General features: G+C 61.3%; 23 protein-coding genes and 1 tRNA gene. 10 read left to right on the forward strand and 14 right to left on the reverse strand.

The window, feature by feature from the left end; genetic code table 11:
• Window positions 1-68: 68 nt before the first annotated feature.
• From ACWFSR_RS11295 to ACWFSR_RS11305, 3 genes are all read right to left on the reverse strand, one after another.
• The gene (locus ACWFSR_RS11295; RefSeq protein ID WP_447522399.1) at window positions 69-671 is read right to left on the reverse strand and encodes a hypothetical protein; all 603 of its coding nucleotides are present in this window, start codon (window positions 669-671) and stop codon (window positions 69-71) included.
• 86 nt (window positions 672-757) lie between these two features.
• Complete coding sequence (locus tag ACWFSR_RS11300) at window positions 758-1,654, reverse strand: anti-sigma factor (protein ID WP_447522400.1); 897 nt, start codon at window positions 1,652-1,654, stop codon at window positions 758-760.
• On the reverse strand, window positions 1,651-2,259 hold the full coding sequence (locus tag ACWFSR_RS11305) for a sigma-70 family RNA polymerase sigma factor (protein WP_447522401.1): 609 nt from the start codon (window positions 2,257-2,259) through the stop codon (window positions 1,651-1,653). The genes ACWFSR_RS11300 and ACWFSR_RS11305 overlap by 4 nt, the downstream gene beginning before the upstream one ends.
• 514 nt (window positions 2,260-2,773) lie before the next feature.
• Here ACWFSR_RS11305 and ACWFSR_RS11310 point away from each other — a divergent pair.
• The 4 genes from ACWFSR_RS11310 to ACWFSR_RS11325 are packed head-to-tail and all read left to right on the forward strand — an operon-like array spanning window position 2,774 to window position 6,904.
• Complete coding sequence (locus ACWFSR_RS11310) at window positions 2,774-3,985, forward strand: ABC transporter substrate-binding protein (RefSeq protein WP_197109540.1); 1,212 nt, start codon at window positions 2,774-2,776, stop codon at window positions 3,983-3,985.
• Entirely contained in the window at window positions 3,985-5,166 is a 1,182-nt protein-coding gene (locus tag ACWFSR_RS11315; RefSeq protein ID WP_447522402.1) for an ABC transporter ATP-binding protein, read from the forward strand. Before ACWFSR_RS11310 ends, ACWFSR_RS11315 begins: the two co-directional genes overlap by 1 nt.
• Before the next feature lie 2 nt (window positions 5,167-5,168).
• Window positions 5,169-6,086, forward strand: a complete 918-nt coding sequence (locus ACWFSR_RS11320; RefSeq protein ID WP_447522403.1) for an ABC transporter permease — start codon at window positions 5,169-5,171, stop codon at window positions 6,084-6,086.
• On the forward strand, window positions 6,083-6,904 hold the full coding sequence (locus ACWFSR_RS11325; RefSeq protein WP_197106336.1) for an ABC transporter permease: 822 nt from the start codon (window positions 6,083-6,085) through the stop codon (window positions 6,902-6,904). Before ACWFSR_RS11320 ends, ACWFSR_RS11325 begins: the two co-directional genes overlap by 4 nt.
• Here ACWFSR_RS11325 and ACWFSR_RS11330 read toward each other — a convergent pair.
• Window positions 6,901-7,530, reverse strand: coding sequence for a DNA-directed RNA polymerase subunit beta (locus ACWFSR_RS11330; protein WP_197106337.1), 630 nt, complete (start codon window positions 7,528-7,530; stop codon window positions 6,901-6,903). The two genes, ACWFSR_RS11325 and ACWFSR_RS11330, sit on opposite strands and share 4 nt — an antisense overlap.
• A 25-nt stretch (window positions 7,531-7,555) precedes the next feature.
• Here ACWFSR_RS11330 and ACWFSR_RS11335 point away from each other — a divergent pair.
• The 3 genes from ACWFSR_RS11335 (at window position 7,556) to ACWFSR_RS11345 (ending at window position 11,912) form a co-directional block, all read left to right on the forward strand.
• Window positions 7,556-7,628 (forward strand) — tRNA-Lys (locus ACWFSR_RS11335).
• A 96-nt stretch (window positions 7,629-7,724) separates the two neighbouring features.
• A complete protein-coding gene (locus tag ACWFSR_RS11340; protein ID WP_447522404.1) occupies window positions 7,725-8,201 on the forward strand; it encodes a WapI family immunity protein in 477 nt (158 codons plus the stop codon).
• 144 nt (window positions 8,202-8,345) lie between these two features.
• Window positions 8,346-11,912 (forward strand): DUF4132 domain-containing protein, encoded by a 3,567-nt coding sequence (locus ACWFSR_RS11345; RefSeq protein ID WP_447522405.1) that lies wholly within the window; start codon window positions 8,346-8,348, stop codon window positions 11,910-11,912.
• A 79-nt stretch (window positions 11,913-11,991) separates the two neighbouring features.
• On the opposite strand, the gene ACWFSR_RS11350 is transcribed toward ACWFSR_RS11345, so the two are convergent.
• Window positions 11,992-13,818, reverse strand: a complete 1,827-nt coding sequence (locus ACWFSR_RS11350; protein WP_447522406.1) for a hypothetical protein — start codon at window positions 13,816-13,818, stop codon at window positions 11,992-11,994.
• A 170-nt stretch (window positions 13,819-13,988) separates the two neighbouring features.
• Window positions 13,989-14,819 (reverse strand): nuclease-related domain-containing protein, encoded by an 831-nt coding sequence (locus ACWFSR_RS11355; RefSeq protein WP_447522407.1) that lies wholly within the window; start codon window positions 14,817-14,819, stop codon window positions 13,989-13,991.
• A 254-nt stretch (window positions 14,820-15,073) separates the two neighbouring features.
• On the opposite strand from ACWFSR_RS11355, the gene ACWFSR_RS11360 reads away from it, so the two are divergent.
• On the forward strand, window positions 15,074-16,081 hold the full coding sequence (locus tag ACWFSR_RS11360) for a phosphodiesterase (RefSeq protein ID WP_447522408.1): 1,008 nt from the start codon (window positions 15,074-15,076) through the stop codon (window positions 16,079-16,081).
• A gap of 39 nt (window positions 16,082-16,120) precedes the next feature.
• Here ACWFSR_RS11360 and ACWFSR_RS11365 read toward each other — a convergent pair whose 3' ends face one another.
• Both ACWFSR_RS11365 and ACWFSR_RS11370 read right to left on the reverse strand, forming a co-directional pair.
• Window positions 16,121-17,653 (reverse strand): stealth family protein, encoded by a 1,533-nt coding sequence (locus tag ACWFSR_RS11365; protein WP_231600547.1) that lies wholly within the window; start codon window positions 17,651-17,653, stop codon window positions 16,121-16,123.
• Between the two features lie 152 nt (window positions 17,654-17,805).
• Entirely contained in the window at window positions 17,806-18,096 is a 291-nt protein-coding gene (locus ACWFSR_RS11370) for a hypothetical protein (protein WP_447522409.1), read from the reverse strand.
• Between the two features lie 166 nt (window positions 18,097-18,262).
• Between ACWFSR_RS11370 and ACWFSR_RS11375 the strand changes: the two genes are divergently transcribed.
• The gene (locus ACWFSR_RS11375; RefSeq protein ID WP_197136557.1) at window positions 18,263-18,466 is read left to right on the forward strand and encodes a PLDc N-terminal domain-containing protein; all 204 of its coding nucleotides are present in this window, start codon (window positions 18,263-18,265) and stop codon (window positions 18,464-18,466) included.
• Here the strand turns inward: ACWFSR_RS11375 and ACWFSR_RS11380 are convergent.
• Genes ACWFSR_RS11380 through ACWFSR_RS11390 form a run of 3 tightly spaced genes read right to left on the reverse strand, consistent with a single transcriptional unit; the run spans window position 18,463 to window position 21,041 of the window.
• The gene (locus tag ACWFSR_RS11380) at window positions 18,463-19,035 is read right to left on the reverse strand and encodes a cysteine hydrolase family protein (protein ID WP_197136558.1); all 573 of its coding nucleotides are present in this window, start codon (window positions 19,033-19,035) and stop codon (window positions 18,463-18,465) included. The genes ACWFSR_RS11375 and ACWFSR_RS11380 overlap by 4 nt on opposite strands.
• 15 nt (window positions 19,036-19,050) lie before the next feature.
• Entirely contained in the window at window positions 19,051-20,124 is a 1,074-nt protein-coding gene (locus tag ACWFSR_RS11385; RefSeq protein WP_447522410.1) for a VIT1/CCC1 transporter family protein, read from the reverse strand.
• A complete protein-coding gene (locus tag ACWFSR_RS11390) occupies window positions 20,121-21,041 on the reverse strand; it encodes an aldose 1-epimerase family protein (RefSeq protein WP_307783803.1) in 921 nt (306 codons plus the stop codon). Before ACWFSR_RS11390 ends, ACWFSR_RS11385 begins: the two co-directional genes overlap by 4 nt.
• Window positions 21,042-21,085: 44 nt before the next feature.
• On the opposite strand from ACWFSR_RS11390, the gene ACWFSR_RS11395 reads away from it, so the two are divergent.
• Window positions 21,086-22,102 carry a galactokinase gene (locus ACWFSR_RS11395; RefSeq protein ID WP_447522411.1) on the forward strand — a complete coding sequence of 339 codons (1,017 nt, stop codon included), beginning with the start codon at window positions 21,086-21,088 and terminating at the stop codon, window positions 22,100-22,102.
• A 10-nt stretch (window positions 22,103-22,112) separates the two neighbouring features.
• On the opposite strand, the gene ACWFSR_RS11400 is transcribed toward ACWFSR_RS11395, so the two are convergent.
• The 3 genes from ACWFSR_RS11400 to glyA form a co-directional block, all read right to left on the reverse strand.
• Window positions 22,113-22,268: a hypothetical protein gene (locus ACWFSR_RS11400; protein ID WP_447522412.1), complete on the reverse strand. Its 156-nt coding sequence runs from the start codon at window positions 22,266-22,268 to the stop codon at window positions 22,113-22,115.
• Between the two features lie 2 nt (window positions 22,269-22,270).
• Window positions 22,271-23,146, reverse strand: coding sequence for a bifunctional methylenetetrahydrofolate dehydrogenase/methenyltetrahydrofolate cyclohydrolase (locus ACWFSR_RS11405; RefSeq protein WP_197109530.1), 876 nt, complete (start codon window positions 23,144-23,146; stop codon window positions 22,271-22,273).
• Window positions 23,147-23,320: 174 nt separating this feature from the next.
• Window positions 23,321-24,604, reverse strand: coding sequence for a serine hydroxymethyltransferase (gene glyA, locus ACWFSR_RS11410; protein WP_197109529.1), 1,284 nt, complete (start codon window positions 24,602-24,604; stop codon window positions 23,321-23,323).
• Window positions 24,605-24,621: the final 17 nt, after the last annotated feature.

Consider the following 24,621-nt stretch of genomic DNA (forward strand, 5'->3'; position numbering starts at 1 on the left):
CACAGCCCATCAGGGGCGTGCGCGCAACCGCACAGGGGCGGCACGAAGCCGCCACACTGCAGAGAAGGTTAGGAGAAGACCGCGCTGACGGTCGGTGGCCCTCTGCGGCTCACAACGGAACGTAATAACTGAAGCGTTGCCACAAACTCGTCGCGGCAGACGGCGTTAGCAACAACCGTGCGACGGATAACAACCGGAACAACCTGTGTCGAGAACAAGTGACGAAGGTGGCGGCCAGCACTCGCGGCAATCGAACTGAGAGCGGTCACGCCCTGACGCAGCGCCACAATCGTGATGATGCCGGCAACAATGTGCCCTGCGGTCATCGCCCCCGCACCGTGCGAGCCATGGTTAATCGACCCAGCGAGGACCGTGAACGCGAGGTCGTGGTGTCCGCTGGACTGAGCCACGACGTTGCCCGGATTGCCGATAACCGCGAAGACGGTGTGGAAGAGCGTTTGAGCAATCGTGACCGCCACGGCGACGCGCGGAAGCGACATCCGCTTTCCGATGAGCGGAATGCTGATGAGCGCCGCGAAAGTAAGAGCGAGAACGAGAGCAACCCAGCTGGGCATGCTGCCGCCACCAAAAACGTGAGCAGCTGCGGCAACAAAGACCGAGAAGGCAGCGACGATCAGCGCCCGGAGAACTTGGGTTCCCCTGCCGATCATGATTGCTCCTCTGAGTGCGACAGTTCGCGAGTGACGCGAGCCAGCTGCGTGGGCGAGCCAGCCTGCGTTAGCGACTCAGCAACAGTTTACGCGCTCTCGAAGACAACAATGGGATCGGTGGTTGGTGCATCCGAGCCGCCCTGAGGTTCGATCGTGACACCGATGATATCGCCGGCACCCATCTCGCCATCGAGCACGCGCCAGGTGGGACCATCGTCAGCGGCATCCATGAGACCCGCCGGCCGAGCGCCAGAGTCATCGATGTACCAGAGTTCGTAAACCTGATCAGCGGGCAGCGCTTCAAGACCATCCACAATCACTGCGGATGATGCGAGTTCACTCGACCACACGAAGGTAGCCGTCGCGCCGCCCGTAACAGTCGAAACCAGCCGCTGCGAATCACTCGCCGCATTAATTGCCGCAAGCTGGTCAGCCTGCTGCGACGCAAAAGTGGACTGCTCAATGCTTGAGCGACCGATGGAATCAGCCACCACCCCACCCGCAACAATGAGCGCCACGGCGGCAGCCACTGCGGCGAGCGCCGTAGCCGGACGCGTGAACCAGCGGGCCTGAGCCTTGGTCTCCGCGGGAGTTGCCGGAGCAGCAGGCGCGGTGCTTGACTGCTCAGCCGAGTCGTCAGCCGCGAGCGCAGCCGAAGCCGCCAACGGCGTGACGTGTGCGAGTGGCGCGGATGCGGCATCCACACTGTTGGCGTCGCTTTCTGCAGCAACGTCGGCTTCGCGCGGCAACTGCGGAGTCTGCGCAATCAGCGCCATGAGGTTGTTCTTGAGCGCCGGCGGCGGCGTGACCGGGTCAACGGCCAGGCCGAGCGCTACTGCTGTGTCAGAGAGTTCAGTGGTTTCGGTGCGAGTTTCGCTGGACGAGGCCAGGTGCTTCTCGAATGCTTCGCGTTCTTCTGGGCTTAACGCGTTGAGGGCGTAGGCGCCAGATTGGGCGGCGAAGTCGTCGTTGCGGTCGTTCATGATGCCACCCCCATTTCGTCGCGTAAGCGGATCATTCCATCACGTAGTCGGGTTTTGACAGTGCCGACAGGAACCTTGAGCATGGTCGCCACCTCACTGTGGCTGTAGCCGCCGTAATACGCAAGGGAAACAGCTTGGCGCTGGAGTTCAGTCAGTCGGGACATGGCCTTCTCTACCCTTTCGTGTTCGAGTCGGACTTCTATGGTTTCTGAAACGTGATCGTAGTCCGGGTTGTGATCACGGATGCCGATGCGTACGTCACGGTCGCGAGACGACTGTGATGCACGCACACGGTCAACAGTTCGGCGGTGAGCCATGGTGAGAATCCAGCTGACCGCGGCGCCCCGGTTCGAATCGAAACGGGTTGCGGTTTGCCAGATCTCTAAGAAGATTTCTTGCGTCACTTCTTCGGACTGCGAATGGTCACGCAGGAGCCTCTTGACGAGTCCAAAGACTCGGGGAGCCATCTGGTCGTAGAGCTCGCTAAAAGCGGCTTGATCACCGGTGGAGACACGCTCGAGTAGGTCTTGCGGGCTTGTGGCGGGCACGCCGGGTTCTTCGGGCGTTACGCCGACATCAGCTTCACGAGGCATAAGGACAAGCATGACAGGTTCCTGTGCTCCTTCATCGCAGTTTTCGGGTTCAGCAGCGAATCTTCAGTCAGTGGATGCGGGCCGACAATGGCTTGTGTCGGTTGCTTTCACTGGTGGGTGATTCGGTGCCCTTGCGCAAAGGGATTGGTCGGCATTCAGAAACCGTGGTGTTGTCTCGCGGCGCAGTACTGTCGTGCAGCATTGTGCCCGGACAGAAGAAAAGCCGAGCCACAGAGAACGCCTCACGACGCAGGGCCGCTCTAAGCGGCTAATTTTGGAGCCCGGGGTTACTGTGGCCCGGCGAAGAAAAGTGTAGCAAAGGGCTTCCTGTGCGCACGCTCCGAATGCGCTCCTGTGAGCAGACGCCCTTTGTTTCCGGTTTGTGCGGATTTCGTGACAAATATATTGCAATGCCGATGTTTTCGACACTTTTTAATGATTTTCCTGCGCATATGTGCAAATATCAGTCAGCCCTACAGCGCAGCGGGGCGTCCGGTGCACGTCACGAATGCTAGGAGAACTTGTCATGAAGTCCAAGCCTTTACCTGCTGATCCGATCATCCGCGAGCTGGTCCGCAAGGCCCAGAGCGCCACCATGAATCGACGTGCGTTGCTGACTGGTGCCGCTGCAGGCGCGACCGGGCTTGCACTCTCTGCCTGCTCGACCGGCCCTGCTGAATTGACCGCAGCCCCAGACACCAGCGCCACCGACAAGCTCGTCCGTTGGGACAACTGGGCGCTGTATGTCGACGTCGATGATGCGGGCAACTACCCCACCATCGACGCCTTCGAAGCTCAGACCGGCATCACGGTCGAATACACCGAAGCTGTTGACGACAACAACACCTACTACGCCAAGGTCAAAGACCAGCTCTCGCTCGGCAAAGATATTGGTGCCGACGTCGTTTGCCTCACGGACTGGATGGCCACTCGCCTCATCCGCTTTGGCTACGCGCAGAAGCTTGATCGCAGCAAGATGCCGAACGTCGACAACCTGTTGCCGTCGCTGCAGAACGTCGACTTTGACCCGGGTCGCGAGTTGAGCATCCCTTGGCAGGGCGGCTTCGCAGGCATTTGCTGGAATAAGGAACTGCTGCCCGGCGGAATCGAATCCGTTGAGGATCTCTGGAAAGCCGAGCTCAAGGGACGCGTCGGAGTGCTCTCGGAGATGCGCGACACCATGGGCCTGATCATGCTCGCTCAGGGCGTCGATATCGCCGGAGACTGGGGCGACGACGAGTTCAACGCAGCGATCGACGAGTTCTCGAAGCAAGTGGCCGATGGCCAGATTCGAAACATCAAGGGCAACTCGTACAAAGAGGACCTCGTCAACGGCGACACCGTGGCTGCAATTGTGTGGTCGGGCGACATCGTGCAGCTGAATGCCGAAAACGGTAACAAGTGGGAGTTCATCGTTCCCGACGATGGCGGAACTCTGTGGAACGACAACTTCATGGTGCCGATCGGCAGTGGCGCGAAGTCAAACGTGGAAGAAATGATCAACTACTACTACGACCCCGAGGTCGCTGCTGAGGTCGCCGCCTACGTGAACTACATCACTCCGGTCAGCGGCGCCCAAGAGGCCGCCGCCGCCATCGATCCTGAGCTCGCCAACAACAAACTGATTTTTCCCGACGACGAGATGCTGTCGAAAGCGTTCGTGTTCCGTGAGCTCGACAGCTCTGAGGAGCAGAAGTACAACACCGCTTTCCAGAGCGTCGTGCTCGGGGCAGCTTAATGACGACAGACACGTTCGCGGAGAGTGGCGCCGACCTGGAGTTGGTGGGGATTCACAAACGCTTCCCCGGCTTCACTGCGATTGAGGAGCTCAATCTCACGATCCCCGCAGGGTCATTCTTTGCACTGCTCGGACCGTCTGGCTGCGGCAAGACAACGACGCTGCGACTCGTCGCTGGCCTTGAGGCTCCCACCGCCGGACGGATCCTGGTCGGCGGCACCGATGTGACCAACCAGAAGTCGTTCCAGCGCCCCGTCAACACGGTGTTTCAGAGCTACGCCCTTTTCCCGCACATGACCGTACTGGAGAATGTCGCTTTTGGGTTGCGTCGCCGCAAGATGGCCGACCCGCTGGGCAAAGCGCACGAAGTGCTGCGACTGGTGGAACTTGACCACCTCGCTAGCCGGCGACCTCAGCAACTCTCCGGAGGGCAGCAGCAGCGCGTTGCGCTGGCGCGCGCCATCGTCAATCGGCCAGCACTGCTTTTGCTCGATGAACCGCTGGGAGCACTCGACCTCAAGTTGCGTCGCCAAATGCAGCTTGAGCTCAAAACCATCCAAGAGGATGTCGGTCTCACCTTCCTGCACGTGACTCACGATCAAGAAGAGGCCATGACTATGGCCGACACGATCGCCGTGATGAACAAGGGCCGCATCGAGCAGATGGGCGCCCCCCAGGAGCTCTACGAATTGCCCAGGACATCGTTTGTGGCGAACTTCCTGGGGCAGTCCAATCTGTTCACCGGCCCCGTTGTGAGCACGACAAGCGCGGGTGTGGCAGTGGATGTCGCGGGTCACAAAGTTGTCGTGCCCACCACCCGAGCGCACCGTACAACCGGTGAAATCACGATCGGCGTGCGCCCCGAGAAGTTGACCTTGCACTCCGCAAAGCCCCCACATGACGCTGATGTCAACGTGATGGGCCCCGGCCGCGTCACGGATGTCTCGTTCAGCGGCGTGAGCACGCAGTATTTGGTTGAGGTCCCCGGCGCAGGCACGCTCATTGTGTTCGCGCAAAACATGACCTTCGGCTCTGACGTCAAGTTCGGAGATGAAGTGTGGGTCAGCTGGGGCGTTGGCCACGGTTTTGGCCTTGACGACGATCCTGCGGATGCTCCGCGGTTCGAGGCTGACTTCGACACTCGCTCGATTGCCGCGCAGCGCCACCTCGAGGGTGCGTAGCGATGGCTTTCGCGGCTTTCTCTACGACAGCTGCTCCGACTTCTTCTGACAGCATCAAGAAGAAGAGCCCGGTAGCGCTCCTGTTGCTCCTGCCCGGCATCCTGTACCTTGTTCTCTTCTTTCTCGCGCCCCTGGTGTCGCTGCTGCTGACGTCGTTCAAGGTGCCGGCAGAGTTCGGAGACATTGGAGAGTTCAGCTACGCGTTCCGTTGGGAAAACTACACAGACGTCATCAGCGCGTACTGGCCCCACATTCTTCGCTCATTCGGCTACGCGATCACGGCCACGTTCTTTGCTCTGATCATTAGTTACCCCTTGGCGTATTTCATCGGGGTCAAAGCTCGTCGTTGGCCGCTGCTGCAGAGCCTCGCCCTGGTAATGGTCGTCGCGCCGTTCTTCATCAGCTTTCTGCTGCGCACGCTGGCGTGGAAGCAGATCTTCTCGGATGAGTCGTTCCTGGTGACCTCGCTCAAAGCGATGTCGCTGCTTGCCCCGGATGCCCACGTCACGGGAACCGCCTTCTCGGTGATCTTCGGCCTCACCTACAACTTCATCCCGTTCATGACGCTGCCGTTGTACACGACTCTGGAACGGCTCGACGTGCGCTACCTCGAAGCCGGTAGCGACCTTTATGCCAGCCCCTTCCACGTTTTCCGCAAGGTAACCATCCCGCTTTCCATGCCGGGCATCGTGGCAGGAACCCTGCTCACGTTCATTCCTGCGGCGGGTGACTACATCAATGCGAGCCGAGAGTTTCTCGGTGGCACCGGAACCCAAATGATGGGCAATGTGATCGAGGCGAACTTTCTTGTGCTGCAAAACTTTCCGGCGGGAGCAGCTCTCTCCATCATTCTGATGTCAGCAATTCTCGTGATGGTAAGCATCTACGTGAAAAAGTCTGGAACGGAGGACCTGCTGTGAAACACTCCATCAGCAAATGGGTTTTGCCCGCGTACAGCGCCCTCGCGCTGCTGATCCTCATGATTCCGATCGGCTACACCTTCGTCTACAGCTTCAACGATTCGCTCAAGTCGAACATCACGTGGCGCGGATTCACTTTCGACAAGTGGCTCAACGTCTGCAACGTGCAAAACGGCGCAGTCTGCGAGGCCTTCGGTAACAGCATCTTCATCGGTGTCGTAGCAACAGTGCTGGCGACCACCCTGGGCACCATGATCGCCATAGCGATGGTGCGCTATCGGTTCAAGTTCCGCTCGCAGCTGAGCCTGTTCCTGTTCCTCCCCATGGCCACCCCGGAAGTTGTGCTGGGGGCTGGACTCGCTGCCCAGTTTCTGTCGATCGGTGTTCCGAAGGACATGCTGACCATCATTTTGGCCCACACGATGTTCTGCATCAGCTTTGTGGTCGTCGCGGTAAAGGCCCGCGTTGCCAGCTTGGACCCGGCGCTCGAAGAAGCCGGCCGCGACCTCTACGGCTCAGCGCTTCAGGTGTTTCTGCGCATCACGTTCCCGCTGTTGCTCCCCGGTATTCTCGCCGCCGCCCTGCTGTCGTTCGCGCTGTCATTCGACGACTTCATCATCACCAACTTCAACTCGGGCGCTGTGTCGACCTTCCCCAAGTACATCTGGGTATCGGCGGCGCGAGGAATCCCTGCTGAAGCGAACGTTCTCGCTTCGGCAGTGTTCATCTTTGCGCTGATCATCGTCGTCACCGTGCAGGTATCGGGCGCGGCCCGAGCGAAACGACTCGAGAAGCTGCACCAGGCCGGAGTGAACTAGTCGAGCGAACCTGCGCGGAATAGTTTCGCGCAGGCCGTGAACTCTTGGGCGGTGAGCGAGTAGCGAGCGGCTCGAGTGGTGAGCTCACTCGCACGCTCGGGATTGAGGAGCTCCTGATCATCCGCAACGCTCGTCGCCCCTGATGCCAAGATACGACTGAAGGACGCCGCACGATCGAGGGCGACCCCAAAGTCGCCGTGGAAGAGCCCGCGCAAAATCTGGTCAGCAAGCTCCTTGATCTCGTGAGGCCCGGTCGGATTCACGGCACCGGTCACGGCGGCATCGATAGTGGGAAGAGTGTCGATGCCCCGCTGGAAGAGAAGGCTCGTGCCCACCGCATCCTGCTGGATGACAGCACGCAGCAGATAGATGCGCCAAAGTGCGCCCGGAAGGCTGCTGGCGCTCGATCGCGACCAGAGTTCGGCGAGCGCATCGATGCCGTGCTTGTCGGTGTACGCAACGATGCGGTCGACTACGGCAGGGTCATCCGAATTGCGGGCACCATCGATGAGTGCATGGGCCGTGTCATGGGCCGCGCGCATTATTTGGGCTGGATCCTGACCGCCTTCGAATGTGTCAAACTTATCTCCAGAGTATTGAGTGGGCTTATGGAAGTTATCTGCCATAAGTTCACGGTACGCTTAACGTGTAGGGCTTGTAGCTCAGTTGGTAGAGCATCGGACTTTTAATCCGCGGGTCCCGGGTTCGAGTCCCGGCGGGCCCACATTTTTCTCCGCCTGAGGGATAGCTGATTTCGGCTCCTTTCCGGCTTGCGGTTGTTTTCCGCATTCAGGAGCGTGCCGCGATTAGGCTCCTGACCATGGAGTTATGGGACGCTGGCGGAACGAACTACCTCAGCATCGAGCCGATGGCTTATCAGTTTGAGGATGTACGGGTCGATCCCTACGATGCCAACTGGCTGTTGATTGACGGGCGTGCGCGCTGCGGCACCGAAGAGTGGAACTTTCTCGACCCCTGCTTGCTCGTCGAGGAAGCGCTCAACTTGGGCACGTGGCTGACGCGTGCCGCCCGCGGACTTGTTGAGCCAATAGAGCTGAGCGGGGCGGGCGCGCTGCAGCCCACCATTTCTCACGTCGAACCGAACCTCGGATTTGGTCTCGTGAGTTGGGATCCCTCTGCCGTCGTGCTCCGCGTGTTCCTCTGGCTTGAGTCACAACCGCCGAGCGTGACGAGCGAGATGGAATTCTTCATGGACCTCACGATCGCGCCGAGTGACCTCAAGCAGGCGGTCGCGGCGTGGGAGACGGAACTCGCCGAGTTCCCCCTGCGCGGCTAGGACCCTCACCGCGAGTGCTGCCGCGACGCTGTCTACGTCGCGCTCAACGCACCCCTATGTGGGGACAGCGCGGTAGCATCCAGCCCCGTAGCATTTCATTGTGAGGTTCACTCACCCCGTGTTCGCGTCCCGGTGAGGAACCACATGACATCCAGCGACCCCCGCACTCTGCTCGCAGATTCTTTGGCGGAATTGGATGTTGTGCTGCGTCACGACATTCTCGACTACGTCTTCGACGGCAGCAATCAGGATTATCCGTCGCGGCTCAGCAAGAACGACCGTGCCGCGTTTTGCAGCATCGACACCCTTACCCGCACGGACTTCTACCTTCAGCTGGAGTCCATTGAGCGAGCCGACGATGAGACTCTCGTGCGGTGGGGTCGTTTTCTCTCGGCGGCTCGAGTCGAGCCCCTCAGCACTCCCGGCACGATGCCCAACTCTGCGTGGGCGCTCCTCATGGATGCCTTGTCTGCTTTCAGCCGCAACGGACGGCGGAGGTTTGCCGACATTCCGTTCACGTCGATAACGATTGAAAGAATCGCTGCTCTCATGCGACTTGAGCAGGTGAACGAGAGTGATCTCCCCCGAATGTTGATCGCCGAACTAATCGGCACTGCAGACAGTTACGCTCGCTATCGAGCTACCGGACTTCGAGCGATTCCCGGCATGGCTGAGTTTCTCGTCACGAACGCCGACGCGCTTGAAGACTTGCTCCCCAAATTCACGTACGGAGCGCTCTTCGAGTTAGTGAGAATCGCCGCGAGCCATCCCCCGCTCGCAGAGATGCATGGGGAGCTCATCGCGGCCCTCGCCATTCACGGCGATAAGAAATTGCGGATGCCTGCACTGGCCGTTCTCCGCGGAATCGCCCCTGCCCGCCAACTCGCCGTTCTCGAAACTCTTCTCGAAACGGGGTCTGCAGCCCATCGCGAAAGGGTCATCTACGCACTGGAGAACGTGCCAGATATCCCGGCTGCCATCGGTGTACTTGAGCGCGCGCTTGCACGAGGCACGAAGGGCACCGTAGAGATCGATCGGGCGATTCAACGCCTCGCCATTTACGAGCTGTATGGAGCCCCGGAGCACATTGAGGTACCCGCGATGGTGCCACTCGCCGAGAATGTGCTCGACGACGACGCTGTCGAATCGATACGCACGGCTGTCGCTGACTACCGCGCACGACAGAGCCGCCTGGTCGAATCGGCAAAGAAAGAACGAGAGGATTTTCTCAAGAAATACCCGGGCAACGCCACAGGCAATTTAGTTGAGTCCTATCAGGGACAGGTCGCTGAGGCAGACGCGACACTTGAGGCACTACGCCAGGTCGTCAACTACCTCTCCTACGGAGGCGAGGCACTCGAGCGCACTCTGTTGTACCCGCTGAATCACGTGAGCCATCGCCTCGTGGGCTTCGCCCCCGTCAACTGGGTACGGCAATCGGGAACCTCCTACTGGGGACGTGGAGCCAGCGATAGCGATCGGGAGATCGACGCTCGTTCGATCGCACACGTGCTCATCCAATCGGGGTCGACGGTCGGCAACGCCAACATCCATATCTTCGGTTCAGCGCTCACCGACTATTTCAGCGGACCATCGCTGTTGCCCTCCCAACTCGTGGGCTTCATGGCTGAGAACCCTCATAAATTTGATGTGGTTCTGGGTCTTGAGTTCGGTGAGATCGAAGACCACTGGTCCGGCAATGATTTGCGCGCCGATGTGCTTCCGATTCTGGAAGCATCTCCCCGTCTCGCTGCGCGCTACTTACCCCTTGTCGCTGACCTCGCAATCGGCACTGCAAAGTCGAATCGCGCAGCGGCTCAGCGGGTGCTGGAGAAGCACGGCCTGGCGGAGCGCATCGCCGAGGAGTCTCTCCGCGTCGGCAACACCGAAATTCGCACCGCAGCAGTGGTCTGGGTGGGATCGCTCGGCGGCGACTGGGCGGTTGATGCACTCGCTCAGCAACTCGAACAAGAAACGGTCCCGACAGTTCGCGCAACGATCATCGCCGCGCTTGAGCGACTAGGGCGAAACATCGGTGTTTATCTGCAGCCATCTGCTCTTGCGTCCGAGGCAGCCAAGGGACTCGCTAAGGGCCTGCCCAAGGAGATGGAGTGGTTTCCCTTCGCCGACCTGCCGACGGCCGCCTACGCGGACGGCGTTGAGGTGCCCTCCGACGTTCTGCGCTGGTGGATCGTTCTCGGCTTCACGCTGAAAGACCCTGCAGGTGCTGGCCTGCTGCCGCTATACCTGCGTACGCTCACTGCGGCGAGCGCCAGTGCACTCGGCCGCTTCGTGCTGACGACGTGGATCGCACGCGACGCGACGAAAGACGACGCCGTCTCCATGGAGAAAGCGTTCACAGCTGCTATCCGCTATTCAGGCATCGTGAAGGCACTCGCTCTAGATGATCCGGAAATTACGCGCGAAACTCTGCTGTTCTTTGACATCGTGGATGCAGATTTGCCACCGGAGTTTTCTCTCGCGAACTCAAGAGAGTTGGACTATTTCGAGCGGGAACGTTTGCGGGAATATGGCAAGGTGCCAACCGCGACAGCACACCGCGGCATCCTCTCCCTCTGCAGCCACGTTCCAGGCGCCGAGCTTGCCGAAATCGTGCGGCAGTACATGAGACGAAAGCATTTGAAGCGGGCGCAGATCGACGCACTCCTCGTGGTCTTGTCGCTCTCGGGCGATCCAGAACCGACCCAGCTCCTCGTCGCGACGGCACGGCGGTATCGCACCGCCGGCATCCAAAAGCGGGCTGGCGAGCTTGTCGATGCGATTGCCGAGGCGCGAGGGTGGTCGACAGACGAGCTTGCCGATCGGATGATCCCGACTGCCGGTCTCGACAGCTCACGTTCGTTCGCGCTCGACTATGGGCCGCGCTCGTTTATGGCGCGCTTCGGCACCTCTCTCAAACTCAGTCTCGAAACCGCTGAGGGCGAACTGATCAAGGCACTCCCCGCCCCGCGCAAGGCTGACGAATCTGCTGCGGCAGCGAAAACCCACTGGGCCACCAACAAGAAGGAACTCACCGCGGTCGTCACAACCCAACGCCGACGGCTTTACGACGCGATGTGCGTACGACGGGAGTGGACTGGCGCTGAGTGGGGCGAGCGGCTGCTCGAGCATCCGATCATGGGCGTTCTCGTTGCGGCGTTGGTCTGGCACGTCGACCGCATCACAGTTCGCCCTGATCTCGATGGCACCCTACGAACCGTTGATGGCTCGCCTGTCGAAGTGACCCCGGATGCCCGCGTGAGCGTTGCGCACCCGACAACGCTCGACACCTCCGGGATTGAGGCCTGGCGCGCGAGTGCAGCCCCCTTCGGGCTCGGCTTTGACCAATTCGGCGCAACCCCGATTGCCATCACAGGAACGGAGTCACGGCGCGACAACCTCGACGGGACGGAGAGTGAGTCGTTCCGACTTCGATCGCGAGCGAAAGCGAGGGAATGGAACCGCGGGGAGACGGGCGACGACGTGAGCTTCTTCGAATACGTGAAGCGGTTCGATACCGTCGGGTTGGAAGGCGTGCTGTCGTTTTCGGGAAGCAGCTTGCCGGAAACTAACATCCCTATCGAACTCGGGGCGCTCACCATTCGCCGGATCACTCCGCGCGGCAGCGGTGGCGCAGCACAATTCTCGGAGCTGCCACCCGCGTTACTCGCGGAACTCGTGGCCGACTACGAGTTCTTCGGGGCCGTGTAAGTGAGACGGGGCCTCGAGAACTAGCGTTGTTCGCGGCCAACTCATGCTTTTCGTTCGCGCCGCAGCACAGCTGGCGGGGCTAGGCCCGACCCGCCACGACTCGGGCTGCGACCAGAGCGAGCCCGGCGAGCACGAGCGCAAGCGCAAGCCACATCAGCTGTCCGGCTGCGCCCGAATCTGATCCCGTGTAAGCAAGCCCCGCAGCCGCCGTGGTCGCGGCAGGGATCACATTAATCGTCGTCGACCCGGAGATCGCCCCGAGCGTCACCGTCAGCGTGTGAGGGCTGGCATGGGGGAAGGTCACGGTGAGGCCATCGATAACATCAGTCGCAACACTGCTCGTCACGACTGCTGAAGAAGCGTCGACCATAACGGGGTTTCCGTACGCGTCGAAGCCAGCGATCGTGAGGGTGACGGAACCGTCTTGATCAACGTCGGCTACTGAAGGGGTAACGGTGAGCGCGCCGAACTCCGCCGCTTCAACGCTCAGCTCAGTTGAGACGGCGAAGGTGCCATATCGGGCCGTGATCGTGCGCGTTCCCACCTCGGTAGCGGTGATCACGTTCCCGCTGATCACGTCGCTCGTGTTGGAGGAAACGAACGTCGCCGCTGCCGTCTGCTCGGTTCCTGAAGCATCCAGAGTGAAACTGCGCGAATCTCCTGCGGTCACCGCGGCGAGCAGTGGGGCCATTGTGAGAACAGGGTCAACCCACTGTGCGTACACAACGAGATCTCCGGATGCGTCAGCGAGCGTTGAGAGGGCGGTTGAGGTCGTGACGGTCACCCCCGATCCATCAGGAGCAGTGTTCCATCCCGAGACCACGAGTTGCCCGTTGCTCACAGCAGGAAACTCTTCCCCGGCAGCGGCCAGTGTCGGCGCATACGCGGTGAGAACTGTGGTTGCAGGTGCCGCGGGGGCCACAGCGTTCACATCAGCAATGATCCGGTAAGAATTGCCAGAGATCATGTCGCCGACGTTCGTGACGAGAGTCGATGGCCGAATGATCGCATTATTGGTCACGGCGGCGGTGACCCTCAGCGTTCCCGCGGGATCAACTTCGATAGTCCCCTCATTGCGCAGTGGCTGTCGAATTTCTGACCGCCCCTGAAAGCGTACGGTGCCGCTGTCAAATACCGCTGTCTGCTCGATGACCGCATCGATGAGGGTTGAGTTCTGTACGGTGAGCACGTTCGGGCCAGTCTCGCCGAATCGATCCTGACTTCCAATTCCTTCAGAAACCTCAACCACACTTCCGGTGATCGACACGGTGGAGCTTTGCGAGAACGCCCCGCCTCCAATTCCCGACGCAGAGGATCCTCCTCTGGCGTAAACGTCGCTGCCAACGATCACAATGCTTCCCGGTTCCACAATGGTGGTCGATGCACACACGAGCACCGCTGAGGTGTTCCAGCCGCCAATGGCGGCGTCGCAGAAGGTTCCATACGCATGAACAGTGAGGCCGCTAATCGTGAGCGTACTGCCCTCGCGCACACCTAATCCGGGTGCCGCATTAAGGTCACCGTCGCGCTCGTCGGCCGAGTTGCCGCCATAGTCAATGCCTGCTGTCCACGATCCTGGGCCCTCGAGGGTGAGATCAGCCGCAGCCCGAACACGGACGCTCCCCACGGAGTACCCGTTGAGGTTGATCGTGAGTTCGTCGTCCACATCGAGCAGAACGTCAACGTCGAGGATGTCAGCGCCGATGTTGATAACGTCTGCGCCCACTTGAGTATCCGCGGCTGCAATCGCCGACTGCAATTCGGCTTCAGTCGTCACCGTTACTGGAGCAGCACTGGCGGGCAGCGCCACCCCGAGAGCGGGCACGAACAGCGCCAACGCGACAACAGCAGCAAAGCCGGTTCGCAGAGCAGAGAACGACGAACGGAATAAAGCGGTGGGGATCACGGTGCACATCTCGGGTAAAACAGCACCAACAACAGCAGAAAGCGGGAAACCACTCGCTGTCGTCACCGCACTGAAAGCAGACTTCGGTTTCACAGCAGCGTAACAACGTCGAACTCTTCGGGGCGGGAACTTAGACCACTTCAGCGCTTTCGATGGAGCCTGCGGAACGATCAAAAACCTGCCGTGAACGAAGTGAGGAATGAGACTGCGACGGCACCCGCCGCAATGGCCATAGCAAGCGACCACGCCAATCGAACTAGGTAGGCCTGATGATCCTTGCGCTCAAGTTCGGAAAAACGTTCACGGTAGGAGGGATCTATCGAGAGGTCTGCGGTCGGGTGCCACGTGCGCACCTCTGCCGCGGCATCGATAATTCGTGCGAGTTCGTCAGGGGCCAGGACAGCCCGGCGGCGCTTCAGCCAGCGGGGCAGTCGGCGAGCATCCATGATGCTGACGTCTGCAGGCCGCTGCCGAAATGTGAACGATGCGGGTTCCACGATTGCCAGTACCGGGTGCACCTCAACGGAGATACCGGTGGCCTTCGTTAGTAGCTTGGCTGCCCGTTTGGCCTCATGACGGGAATTGCGAAGGTGATCCGTCTTCTGTCCGGAGACCATGAGCATTCTGTCGCCGACCCATATCTTCTTACCTCGGTGGCGCTTGGTGTTGATAGTGAATACACCGGCTGGGCCAATGACCACGTGATCAATATCGCTCGCACCCGTACCCACCGGAACCGCATGCAACACCGTCCACTCCGGCCCCAGTCGCGAAAGAAGCTCGCCGACTTTAAGCTCACCGATCGCCCCGGCGAACCAGCTCTGCGCATCCGCGTGAATAGGTCGGGCGCCGAAAACCCGCCGAAGCGCGCTGCGCGGCTCCATCGTCGCCTGAACGCGGAACAGTTCTTCAATAACTGAGTACGCGGCCGGGCGATCAATCAAGTCACCCACCGCTTCTCGCGGCGAGACTACCGGCACAGTGTGAACGTCTTCAGTCATTCTTTCCCCCAAGCGCACTCCCCCGAGCGCACTAGTCGAGAGTATCTCGCTTGCCACGATCTATGCTTCCCCCAACGGGCTACGAGAGAAGCAGCATCCGCTTTTGCGGCACCGAAACGGCGTACCCCGACGCCCACTGAGACCCCCAAACCGGGCCACAAACCGCGGCGCGACCCGCCTAAACCCTTGTACCGCGCTGCAACTTGCCGCAGTATGTTCACCTCGCATCCATGTTGAAGTGTTGGACTACCTCTATGACCGGCTACGCGTCGCAGTATCCACGGCCCGACCATTTCGTTTTGCATCTGAGTGACACTCACTTCTTGGCAAACGGGGGGAAGCTCTACGACTCCCTCGACAGCGAGGTCAAACTCCGGCAATTGTTTGCCGAACTCGAGGCATCCAATTCCCGTCCGGAAGCAATTGTCTTCACCGGCGACATCGCCGACAAGGGCGACCCTGTGGCTTACCGTGCTATTCGCGAAATCGTCGAACCTGCAGCAGAACGCCTCGGCGCTCGTGTGGTGTGGGTCATGGGCAACCACGACAACCGTTCTGCGTTCAACTCCCACCTGCTCGACGAGGCTGCCTCCGAAGACCCCATCGACCGAGTCATCGACATCAATGGGCTTCGCATCATCTCGCTTGATTCCACCGTTCTCGACCACCACTACGGCCATGTGACGGATGCCCAGCTGCTGTGGTTGCAGAATGTGCTTGCCACCCCGGCACCCCACGGCACCATTCTCGCCATGCACCACCCGCCGGTACCCGCCGTGCTTGACCTTGCGGTGACCGTCGAATTACGTGGCCAGAAAGAACTCGCGGCCGTCATTCGTGGCAGCGACATCCGCAGCATCATCGCAGGCCACCTGCACTACTCCACGGCGGCAACCTTCGCCGGCATCCCCGTGTCTGTCGCCTCGGCGACCTGCTACACGCAAGACCTCAACGTGGCCGTTGGCGGCAGCCGTGGCCGCGATGGCGCCCAGTCGTTCAACCTGGTGCACGTGTATGACGACACCGTCTTACACTCGGTCGTTCCGCTCGGCGACTACGGCAGTCTCGCCTATGTGACGCCAGAAGAAACCGCTGCGATTCTGGTCAAGGAGGGCATCACGATCGCCCCCGCAGTGAACCCGCACGTGACGGCCAGCAGCCCCGCCGACAGCACCACTGACGCAGCGCCCAGCAACGTCACCGATGACGCTCAGGATAACGTCGCCACACACACGGTCTCAGCAATCACCATCGCAGCGTAGAGCACTACGCTGCGACCGCTAGCCGCTAGCCGCTAGCCGCTACTCAGGCTCGGGCAACTCCCACGGCGCTGCAACCGGGTAGTACTCATCAAGGAATGAGCCGACTGCGGCTGCCCGATCCTCGACCGAGATCTCCGGGAAGCTGCCGTCATTGAGGCAGAAGAAGTCGCTCGTGCGCTTGCGCAGCAGCGAGCGCATCTTGCGCAACCCCTCAAGCGACGTCGTGTCGACGTACTTGACTTTGGCATCCGCCTGAATCATTGCCTTGCCGCTCAGCAGGGCGTAGTAGTGGTACAGCGAGTTCGTGACAGACACATCGGTGGCCTGACGGAAGGCGCTCGCACTCGTGCGCTTGAAGTCTTCCGGAAAGGTCTGCTCGAGCTCTTTCATCACCGAAACGCGCAGCGGTGTTGCCGCGTGCTCCAGGTGACGAGTGATCGTCGCGCCGAACTTCTCTTGAAGTAGTCGACGGTTCACCCGCGCCGCGTTCTCGAAGCCGGAGCGCTCAATGCTGCTCTCGCCCAAACCGATGCGGGTGCGTGCCTCGATGAACTTCGAGATGCCGCCAGGGGTGAAGAACGCCGACGGGCTTACCGAGCGACCGAAGAACATGTCGTCGTTGGAATACAAGAAATGTTCGCTGAGGCCCGGGATGTTGTGCAGCTGGCTCTCGACCGCATGCGAGTTGTGCGTTGGCAGGTCGTCGTGGTTCGCGAAGAAGTCTTCGCTGCGCATCAACGTGACCCGCGGATGCTCGGCCAACCAAGCCGGTCGCGGAGAATCAGTAGCAATGTAGATATTGCGAATCCACGGCGCGAACAAGTGCACGGAACGAAGCGCGTACTTGAGCTCATCCAACTGCCGGTAGCGCGCCTCAGAGTCGTCGCCCTCGCCCACAATGAAGTTCGCCATGCGGGCAGCTCTCGCCTTTTGCCACTCGACCGCGGCACCATCAACCCACGAGAACACAATGTCGATGTCGAACTGGATGTCGCTGGCCAGTGGCTCGAACATGCCCTTCAGCGTCGGCCACGACTGCCCATAGAACTCAACGGTGTCGTCGATGGCTTCACTGCGCGGCACCCAGCGGCGCATGAGGGCGTTAGGGTTCGGCGCGACAACCTCGTTGCGCACGTGCTCCCACAGTTCGAGACGCACACCGAATGGCGCATCGAAACGCAGGCGACCCGCGGGCTCAACTCGAGGCCGAAACAGCATCATCGCTTTTGCCTTGATCGACGAGACCAGCACACCATCGGCGACCAACACGGGGCTATCGCGCTCATCCGAAGCAACAGGCTTGCCGTTCTCCTTGATGCGCGCCGGCTTCACATAGAAGGGCTCGTTCTGGCAGGCCGTGACCAAAGCGTTCTTCAGCGCCTTGCGATCCTTCCAATCGACGGCAACAACTGGGGTCTCACCGTCGCCGCGCACGAGCAGAAACGGGATCTCAGCGTCATCAAGAATGCCGCGAATAAACAGCAGATCGTCCCGCACTGCTTCGCGCGGCGTCAGAGTGTCATTGCTGAGCGCGAGGAGTCCATCGTGCAGTACAACATCGTCGCGGTTCATTACCGCAGGAGAAGAAACATGGTCAATCATGGGGGCCCCGTCGTTATAGCGTGAGTGAGCTGCCAAGCGACCGAAAATCGGCGTGCCTTTAGCTTCTCTGAGAGTAGCCTGACCCGCTGAGAATCGGTCGGATTGCGCCCGGCGACGCCGAACTACATGCTGCCGAGTTCGTAGACCATCACGCTCGTGATCATCGGGTTGGTTTTCGCGAGCGCGACAGCGGCATCCTTATCGGCCGCTTCGATTATCGAATACCCGGTGAAGGCCTCGAGGCCGAATTCGAGCGGGGTCACAGCATCACGTGTCACTTCGACGCCGGGGCTGAGCGGACTGCCCGGGTCAATCATGGCGTCGCCTACGTCGCCGAACCAGCTCATCCAGGCAGCACCGATTTCGGGGGTGGGCTGCTCGAAACCTTTGTAGAGAAAAAGAAACTTGGCCACGGGTCGCACTCTCCGCCTGGCGAGCAACGTCGGTGTCGCGCGCACGCCCGCACTGGGGCTGGCTTGCTCTGAACCCTACGCTCATCCCTCGCTTGATTAATGAGCGATGCTCGCTACAGTTGACGTACCCGCTCCACGCGGTCGAACAGCCTATCGGGAGGCTTTCATGTCTGAAGTTGTCTTGTGGAACGTGATCGGTATTCTCGCGATCGTCGCCTACGTGGCCCTAATCGCCGTGGCGTTGCTGCAGATTTACCGCTCCACTATGCCCACGAATACCAAACTCCTGTGGCTCATCGTGATTCTGGTCGCACCATTCCTCGGACCACTGATCTGGTTTGCGATTGGTCGCAATAGCGCGCTGCTCTAGAGCACGACGCCGCTGAATCCCGCATTTCCGCCCACGAGGTCACGGGTCAGCACTACCTGAGCGAACTCGTCGTGCAGGTTCACTCCCGTGATGCGCGACAGCTCGGCGGCGGTTACTTCTTCGCCAAACGGGCCCTCGCGGTCGAACGTGTGGGTTGCATCCACCACAAATGTGACGTCGTAGCCGAGGTTGCCGCCCACCCGCGCGGTCGTTTCGCAGCAGTGATTGGTGGTGATGCCGCACACCACAATCGAATCAATAACGGATGCTTTCAGCCACTCGTCGAGGTTGGGGCTGCCATGAAAACTCGAATTCACGCTCTTGGTGACGAGCAGATCGGGGGTGCCCGAGAGCAACTCCTTGAAGGCATTGCCTGGCGAGCTTGGATGCAGCGGCGACGTGTCGTCGTTGGAATCGTGCCGCACATACACAATGGGCCAGCCTTCGCGGCGCCAGTGCCCGATCAGAACACCAATATTCGACTCGCAGTCGGGGTTGTTGCGTGGCCCCCAGTAGGCAGCATCATCGAAACCTTGCTGCACATCTACAACGATGAGTGCTGAAGCCATGACAACCTCCGGGGTTTAGCCGACGCTTACCCCGAATAGTAGTCCGAGGAGGTACGTTGCCGCAGCAGCACCGAAACCGATACCGAGTTGACGCAGGGCACGCTTGAGCGGTGAGGCCCCAGAAAGCAGTCCCACAATCGAGCCGGTAACGAGCAGGGCGATTCCCACCAAGACCGACGCAATCACCACAGCGGTGAGTCCTTCGGCGCCAAAGAGATACGGCAGCACGGGAATGACGGCGCCCGACGCAAAGAAGCCGAAGCTGGATGCCGCAGCCCCGAGCGCTGAGCCGATCGGGTTGTGTTCTGCCGTCGCTGTCGTGGCATCCGTTTGGCGGCCGGCGAGCACTTCGGCGGCGTGCAGCTCGGCCTCCTGAGCGGACATTCCGCGCGCCCGGTAGACGAGGGCGAGTTCGTTTTCGTCGACGTCGAGGTGGGTGACGGAGTCGGTGGCGACGGGTCCGTGCGCTGCGGCTTGTTCGAGTTCGAGTTGCGATCGCACCGAGACGTATTCGCCGGCGGCCATCGAGAGTGCGCCTGCGAGGAGGCCGGCGACTCCGGAGAGCAGCACGACAGCGTTGGGAAGGCCGGCAGCACTCATACCGAGCACGAGGGCGAGGTTGGAGACGAGCCCGTCGTTTGCTCCGAACACGGCGGCGCGGAACGTTCCCGAGAGCCGTTGGCGCCCACGGGTAGCGAGAGCGCGAACCACTTCCTCATGCACGGCTTCGTCGGCGGCCATCGTGTCGGTCGCGTCGTCGTCATCCAGATACGGCGACCGTGACTCGGCGCGCTGGGCGAGCGCGAGCACGAAGACCGAGCCAAAGCGTCGGGCCAGGAAGCCGAGCATCCGGGTGCGCGGATCGGTGGGGAGCGGTCGACCGGCGTGCTCCCCCAGCAAGACCAGCCAGTGGTCCTCGTGGCGTTTTTCGGCGGCGGCGAGCGCCAACAGGATTTCGCGTTCTTCTCCCGTGCGGCGGGATGCGAGATCCCGATACACGGCTGCTTCGGCTCGTTCGGCGGCGAGATACCGTCGCCACCGGCGCACATCGCGGGCTCGGGGTGCTGAACTCACGTCGGGCTGGGTCATGCGGAGAACTCGACTCCCCACGTCGCCGAGAACGGGGCACCGGGCTCTAACCACAGCAGTCCGCGGCCGGTGTTGAACGCGTTGGGCGCCGCTGTCATGGGCTCGATTGCGACGACCTGGCTAATGCCGGCGAGGGTCGGGAAGTTGCGGGGCGTGAAGAGCTGAACGAAGTCGAACTTCTCGTCGACCGTCACGCGTACTTCGCGGCCATCGGGAGCAGTGAGGCGAGCCGCGACTCCTTCGACGACTTCGACGCCAGCGAATGCCATGTCGAGATCAAGTTCACCGATGGGGCGGCCAGCGCTCAGGTCAAAGTCCGTTCCGGGCACGGCTACCTCTGCCGTCGGGATGAGGCGCTCGTTCGACTCGAAGCGAGTGGCGGCGGTCATCGTGAGCGTCAGCTCCGCGATGGGAGTGTCACCGATTTTGAAGAACGGGTGGGTTCCGAGCGCGTAGGGGGCTGCGGCATCCGACAGGTTGGTGGCAGTGTGGCTCACGCGCAGTCCGCCCTCGACGAGTTCGTAGCGCACCGTGGTGTGCACGTGGAAGGGATAACCGTGCTGCGGGAAGATCGTGGCGCCGAGAGTGACCGAGCCTTCTGTGCGCTCAATGAGTGAATACCCCGTGTTGCGCAGCAGGCCGTGGATGGAGTTGTTACGGTCGCGTTCGGTAATGTCGAGATGCTGTGGCTCACCGTCGAGCATCCACGTGCCGTCTTCGATGCGATTGGGCCACGGCACCAAAACGATGCCATCAGCGAAGGGCGGCATCGCCGATTCGGCGTAGGACTCCACAAGATCGACACCACCGATGCTGAACTCACGCAACGATGCGGCAAGTTCAGTGATGGTCGCTCGCGCTTCGCCCTGCTCAGTGGCGCGAGTGATGATGTACTGGGTTCCTGTAGGCGTGCTCACCGCAACAGCCTACCGGCGCAGACGCAACAACGAAGGAAGCACTCATGTCAGATATTCGCGATGACGTTCTCAACGACTTCGAGGCCGTGTTCGGTCGCCCCGCCGCTGGCGTCTGGTCGGCGCCGGGTCGCCTCACCCTGCTCGGCACCCCCGATAGCCCTGACACGGATGCCGAACTCGCCATCGCGATCAACCGTCGCACCGTGCTCGCCGCCGGCCCCAGCCCTGACCGCACCGTGCGCATCGCGAGTGCCCTCGTCGACGAGATGGTCACGGTGGAACTCGACGAGCTAGCGACGACCGCGGTAGAAGGCTGGAGCCGCAGTGCGCTCGCCATCGTGCAGGAGGTGACGGCGTCATCCGCTGATTCCGACGCGTTGAGCGGCATTGACGTGTTCATCGACACCACCATTCCTGTCGGGGCCGGCATGGGGTCATCGTCGGCGTTGGAGGCGGCACTGGCTCTCGCCCTCACGAATCTGTGGAACTTGGACGAGCACACCGCTCAGCTTTCCGAGCACCCCGACGTTGCCGCGAGCGTCTTTGCGCTCGATGACCACGCCCTCGTGCGGCTCGAAGGCGAATCCCGCCCCGAGCCCCTCCCCCTCGATTGGAAAACCGCAGGCCTTGAATTGCTGGTCATCGACACCGATGCGCCCACCGCCGACGAACTCGAAACAGCGGTCGCGGATGACGAAGTGCGTCGCACCCTCCACACCATCACTGAAAACCAGCGGGTCCGCGACGCGGCTCTCGCTATCCGTGACGAGACGCCTCGCCTGCTGGGCGCCCTGCTCGATGCGTCGCACGCGAGTCTGCGCGACGACTACGGAATCTCCACCACCGAGGTCGACCTTGCCGTGGAAACTGCTCTGGCATCTGGAGCACTTGGCGCGCGGATGCTCGGCCGTCCCTTTAGCGGAGTAGCCGTCGCTCTCGTCGACACCGACACCGCATCGCGAGTGCGCGTTGCTCTCGATGGCGCCTTCGCCGAGCACGCTATGGGCCAGCCGACGGTGACCGAAGTACTGCCGTCGCTCGGGGCGTTGCGCGACCGCTAAGGCGTATTCGCTATTCGCTCACGATCTTGAGCACGAGGGCGACAGCGAAGGCAATCGCCACGATCGTGCCTGTCCACACCCACATTTGGGCCCACGGAAACCGACGCTTGCGCGGGGTGCGTTGAGTGGCGCTACCCTGCTGCGGCGCCGGACGCTTCGAGCTCACCGTTACAGCCGTTCGGCCGCGTCAACGACGTTCTTCACGAGCATCGCGCGGGTCATCGGGCCAACGCCGCCCGGCATGGGCGAGAGGTAGCCGGCGACGTCAGCAACGCCAGGATCAACGTCTCCGACGAGGCGGCCCTTGCCGGTTGCTTCGTCGATCACGCGGGTGATTCCGACGTCGAGAACGGCTGCTCCGGGCTTGATCCACTCAGGGCGAATAAGGCCAGCAGAGCCGACGGCGGCAACCACGATGTCCGCCTGGCGAACGTGAGTCTCCAGCTGGGTCGTACGGGAATGAGTGAGGGTGACCGTGGCATCCAGCCCTTTGCGGGTGAGGAGCAGTCCAATGGGGCGGCCGACCGTCAAACCGCGACCGACAACGACAACGTGCTTGCCCGCGATAGGAACGTCGTAGCGTTCGAGCATTTCGACAATTCCGGCCGGGGTGCAGGGCAGCGGCGAATCGAGCTTCGTACCGACGCCCAGCACGAGGCGACCGAGGTTGGTGGGGTGCAGTCCGTCCGCGTCCTTGGCGGGGTCCATGAGTTCGAGCATTGCGTTCTCGTCGAGACCGGCGGGCAGCGGCAGCTGAATGATGTAACCGGTAACGGCAGGGTTTTCGTTCAACGCCACAATGGCATCCCGAACTTCGTCAGCGGATGCCGTGGCCGGCAGATCGACCCGGAACGACTCGATGCCCACTTCGGCACAGTCGCGGTGCTTGCCGGCAACGTAGGAACGACTTCCGGGGTCGTCACCGACCAGAAGGGTGCCGAGGCCCGGAGTGATGCCGCGAGCCTTGAGCGCGTCGACGCGAATGCGCAGTTCATTCTTCACTGCGGTTGCTGTGGCAACACCATCAAGCTTTACTGCGGTCATCGTTTTCCGTTCCCCTCGGGCCCATGCGCTGATCGGCCACCTACAACTGCCATGTCTATCAACTGCCTTGTCTATTAAACGCTAAAGAGCCCGCCGCTGTGTTCACACGACGACGGGCTCTTGATTAGCGACCGCGAACGGCCGAGATTCTGCTGGTTCTGTTGCTGGTGCTGGTTAGGCCCAGCTACCGGGGCTCTCGAGTCCTTCATAGAGCGGGAAGGCATCGGCGAGCGCGCGGGCTCGACGCTGCAACGCGGCAATGTCGGCACCGGGCTTGAGGGTTTCGGCGATGATGTCGGCAACCTCGGTGAATTCGGCGTCTCCGAATCCGCGGGTGGCCAACGCCGGCGTTCCGATGCGGAGACCAGAGGTCACCATCGGCGGGCGCGGGTCAGCCGGAACAGCGTTGCGGTTGACCGTGATGTCGACGGAGTGCAGCAGGTCTTCGGCTTCTTGGCCGTTGAGTTCTGACTTGCGCAGGTCGACGAGCACGAGGTGCACGTCGGTGCCTCCCGTGAGCACGTCAATGCCGATCGACGTCATGTCGTCTTGAACGAGACGCTCAGCAAGAAGCTTGGCGCCGCGAAGCGTGCGCTCCTGGCGGTCCTTGAAGTCATCGGATGCCGCGAGCATGAAAGCGGTGGCCTTGGCGGCGATCACGTGCATGAGTGGTCCACCCTGTTGACCGGGGAACACGTTGGAGTTGATCTTCTTGGCGATGTCAACGTTGTTGGTGAGGATGAAGCCCGAGCGGGGACCACCAATGGTCTTGTGAACGGTCGACGACACGACATCCGCGAAAGGAACGGGGTTCGGGTGCAGGCCTGCGGCAACGAGTCCGGCGAAGTGCGCCATGTCGACCCAGAGCACAGCTCCGACCTCATCGGCGATCGAACGGAACTCAGCGAAGTCGAGCTGACGCGAGTAAGCCGACCACCCAGCGATGATGACCTGCGGCTGAACCTCAATGGCCTTGGCACGAACATCCGCCATGTCAAGAACGCCGGTCTCTTCGTTCACACCGTAGGCGTGAGCCTCGTACAGCTTGCCCGAGAAGTTGAGGCGCATGCCGTGCGTGAGGTGCCCGCCGTGGTCGAGCGAGAGACCGAGGATGCGGTCGCCGGGCTTGGCGATAGCCGACAGTACGGCGGCGTTGGCCGACGCACCCGAGTGGGGCTGAACGTTAGCGAACGCGGAACCGAAGAGGCTCTTGGCGCGGTCGATGGCAAGCTTCTCGGCAATATCCACAAATTCGCAACCACCGTAGTAGCGGCGCCCGGGGTAACCCTCGGCGTACTTGTTGGTGAGAACCGACCCCTGCGCCTCAAGAACAGCGCGCGGAACGAAGTTCTCACTCGCGATCATCTCGAGAGTATTGCGCTGACGGTCGAGCTCTTGAGCGAGCACCGCAGCGATCTCAGGGTCTACCTCAGAGAGAGGCGAAAGGAACGTTGACACAGATGATCTCCTTGCGA

Source organism: Salinibacterium sp. NYA9b (assembly GCF_976973725.1).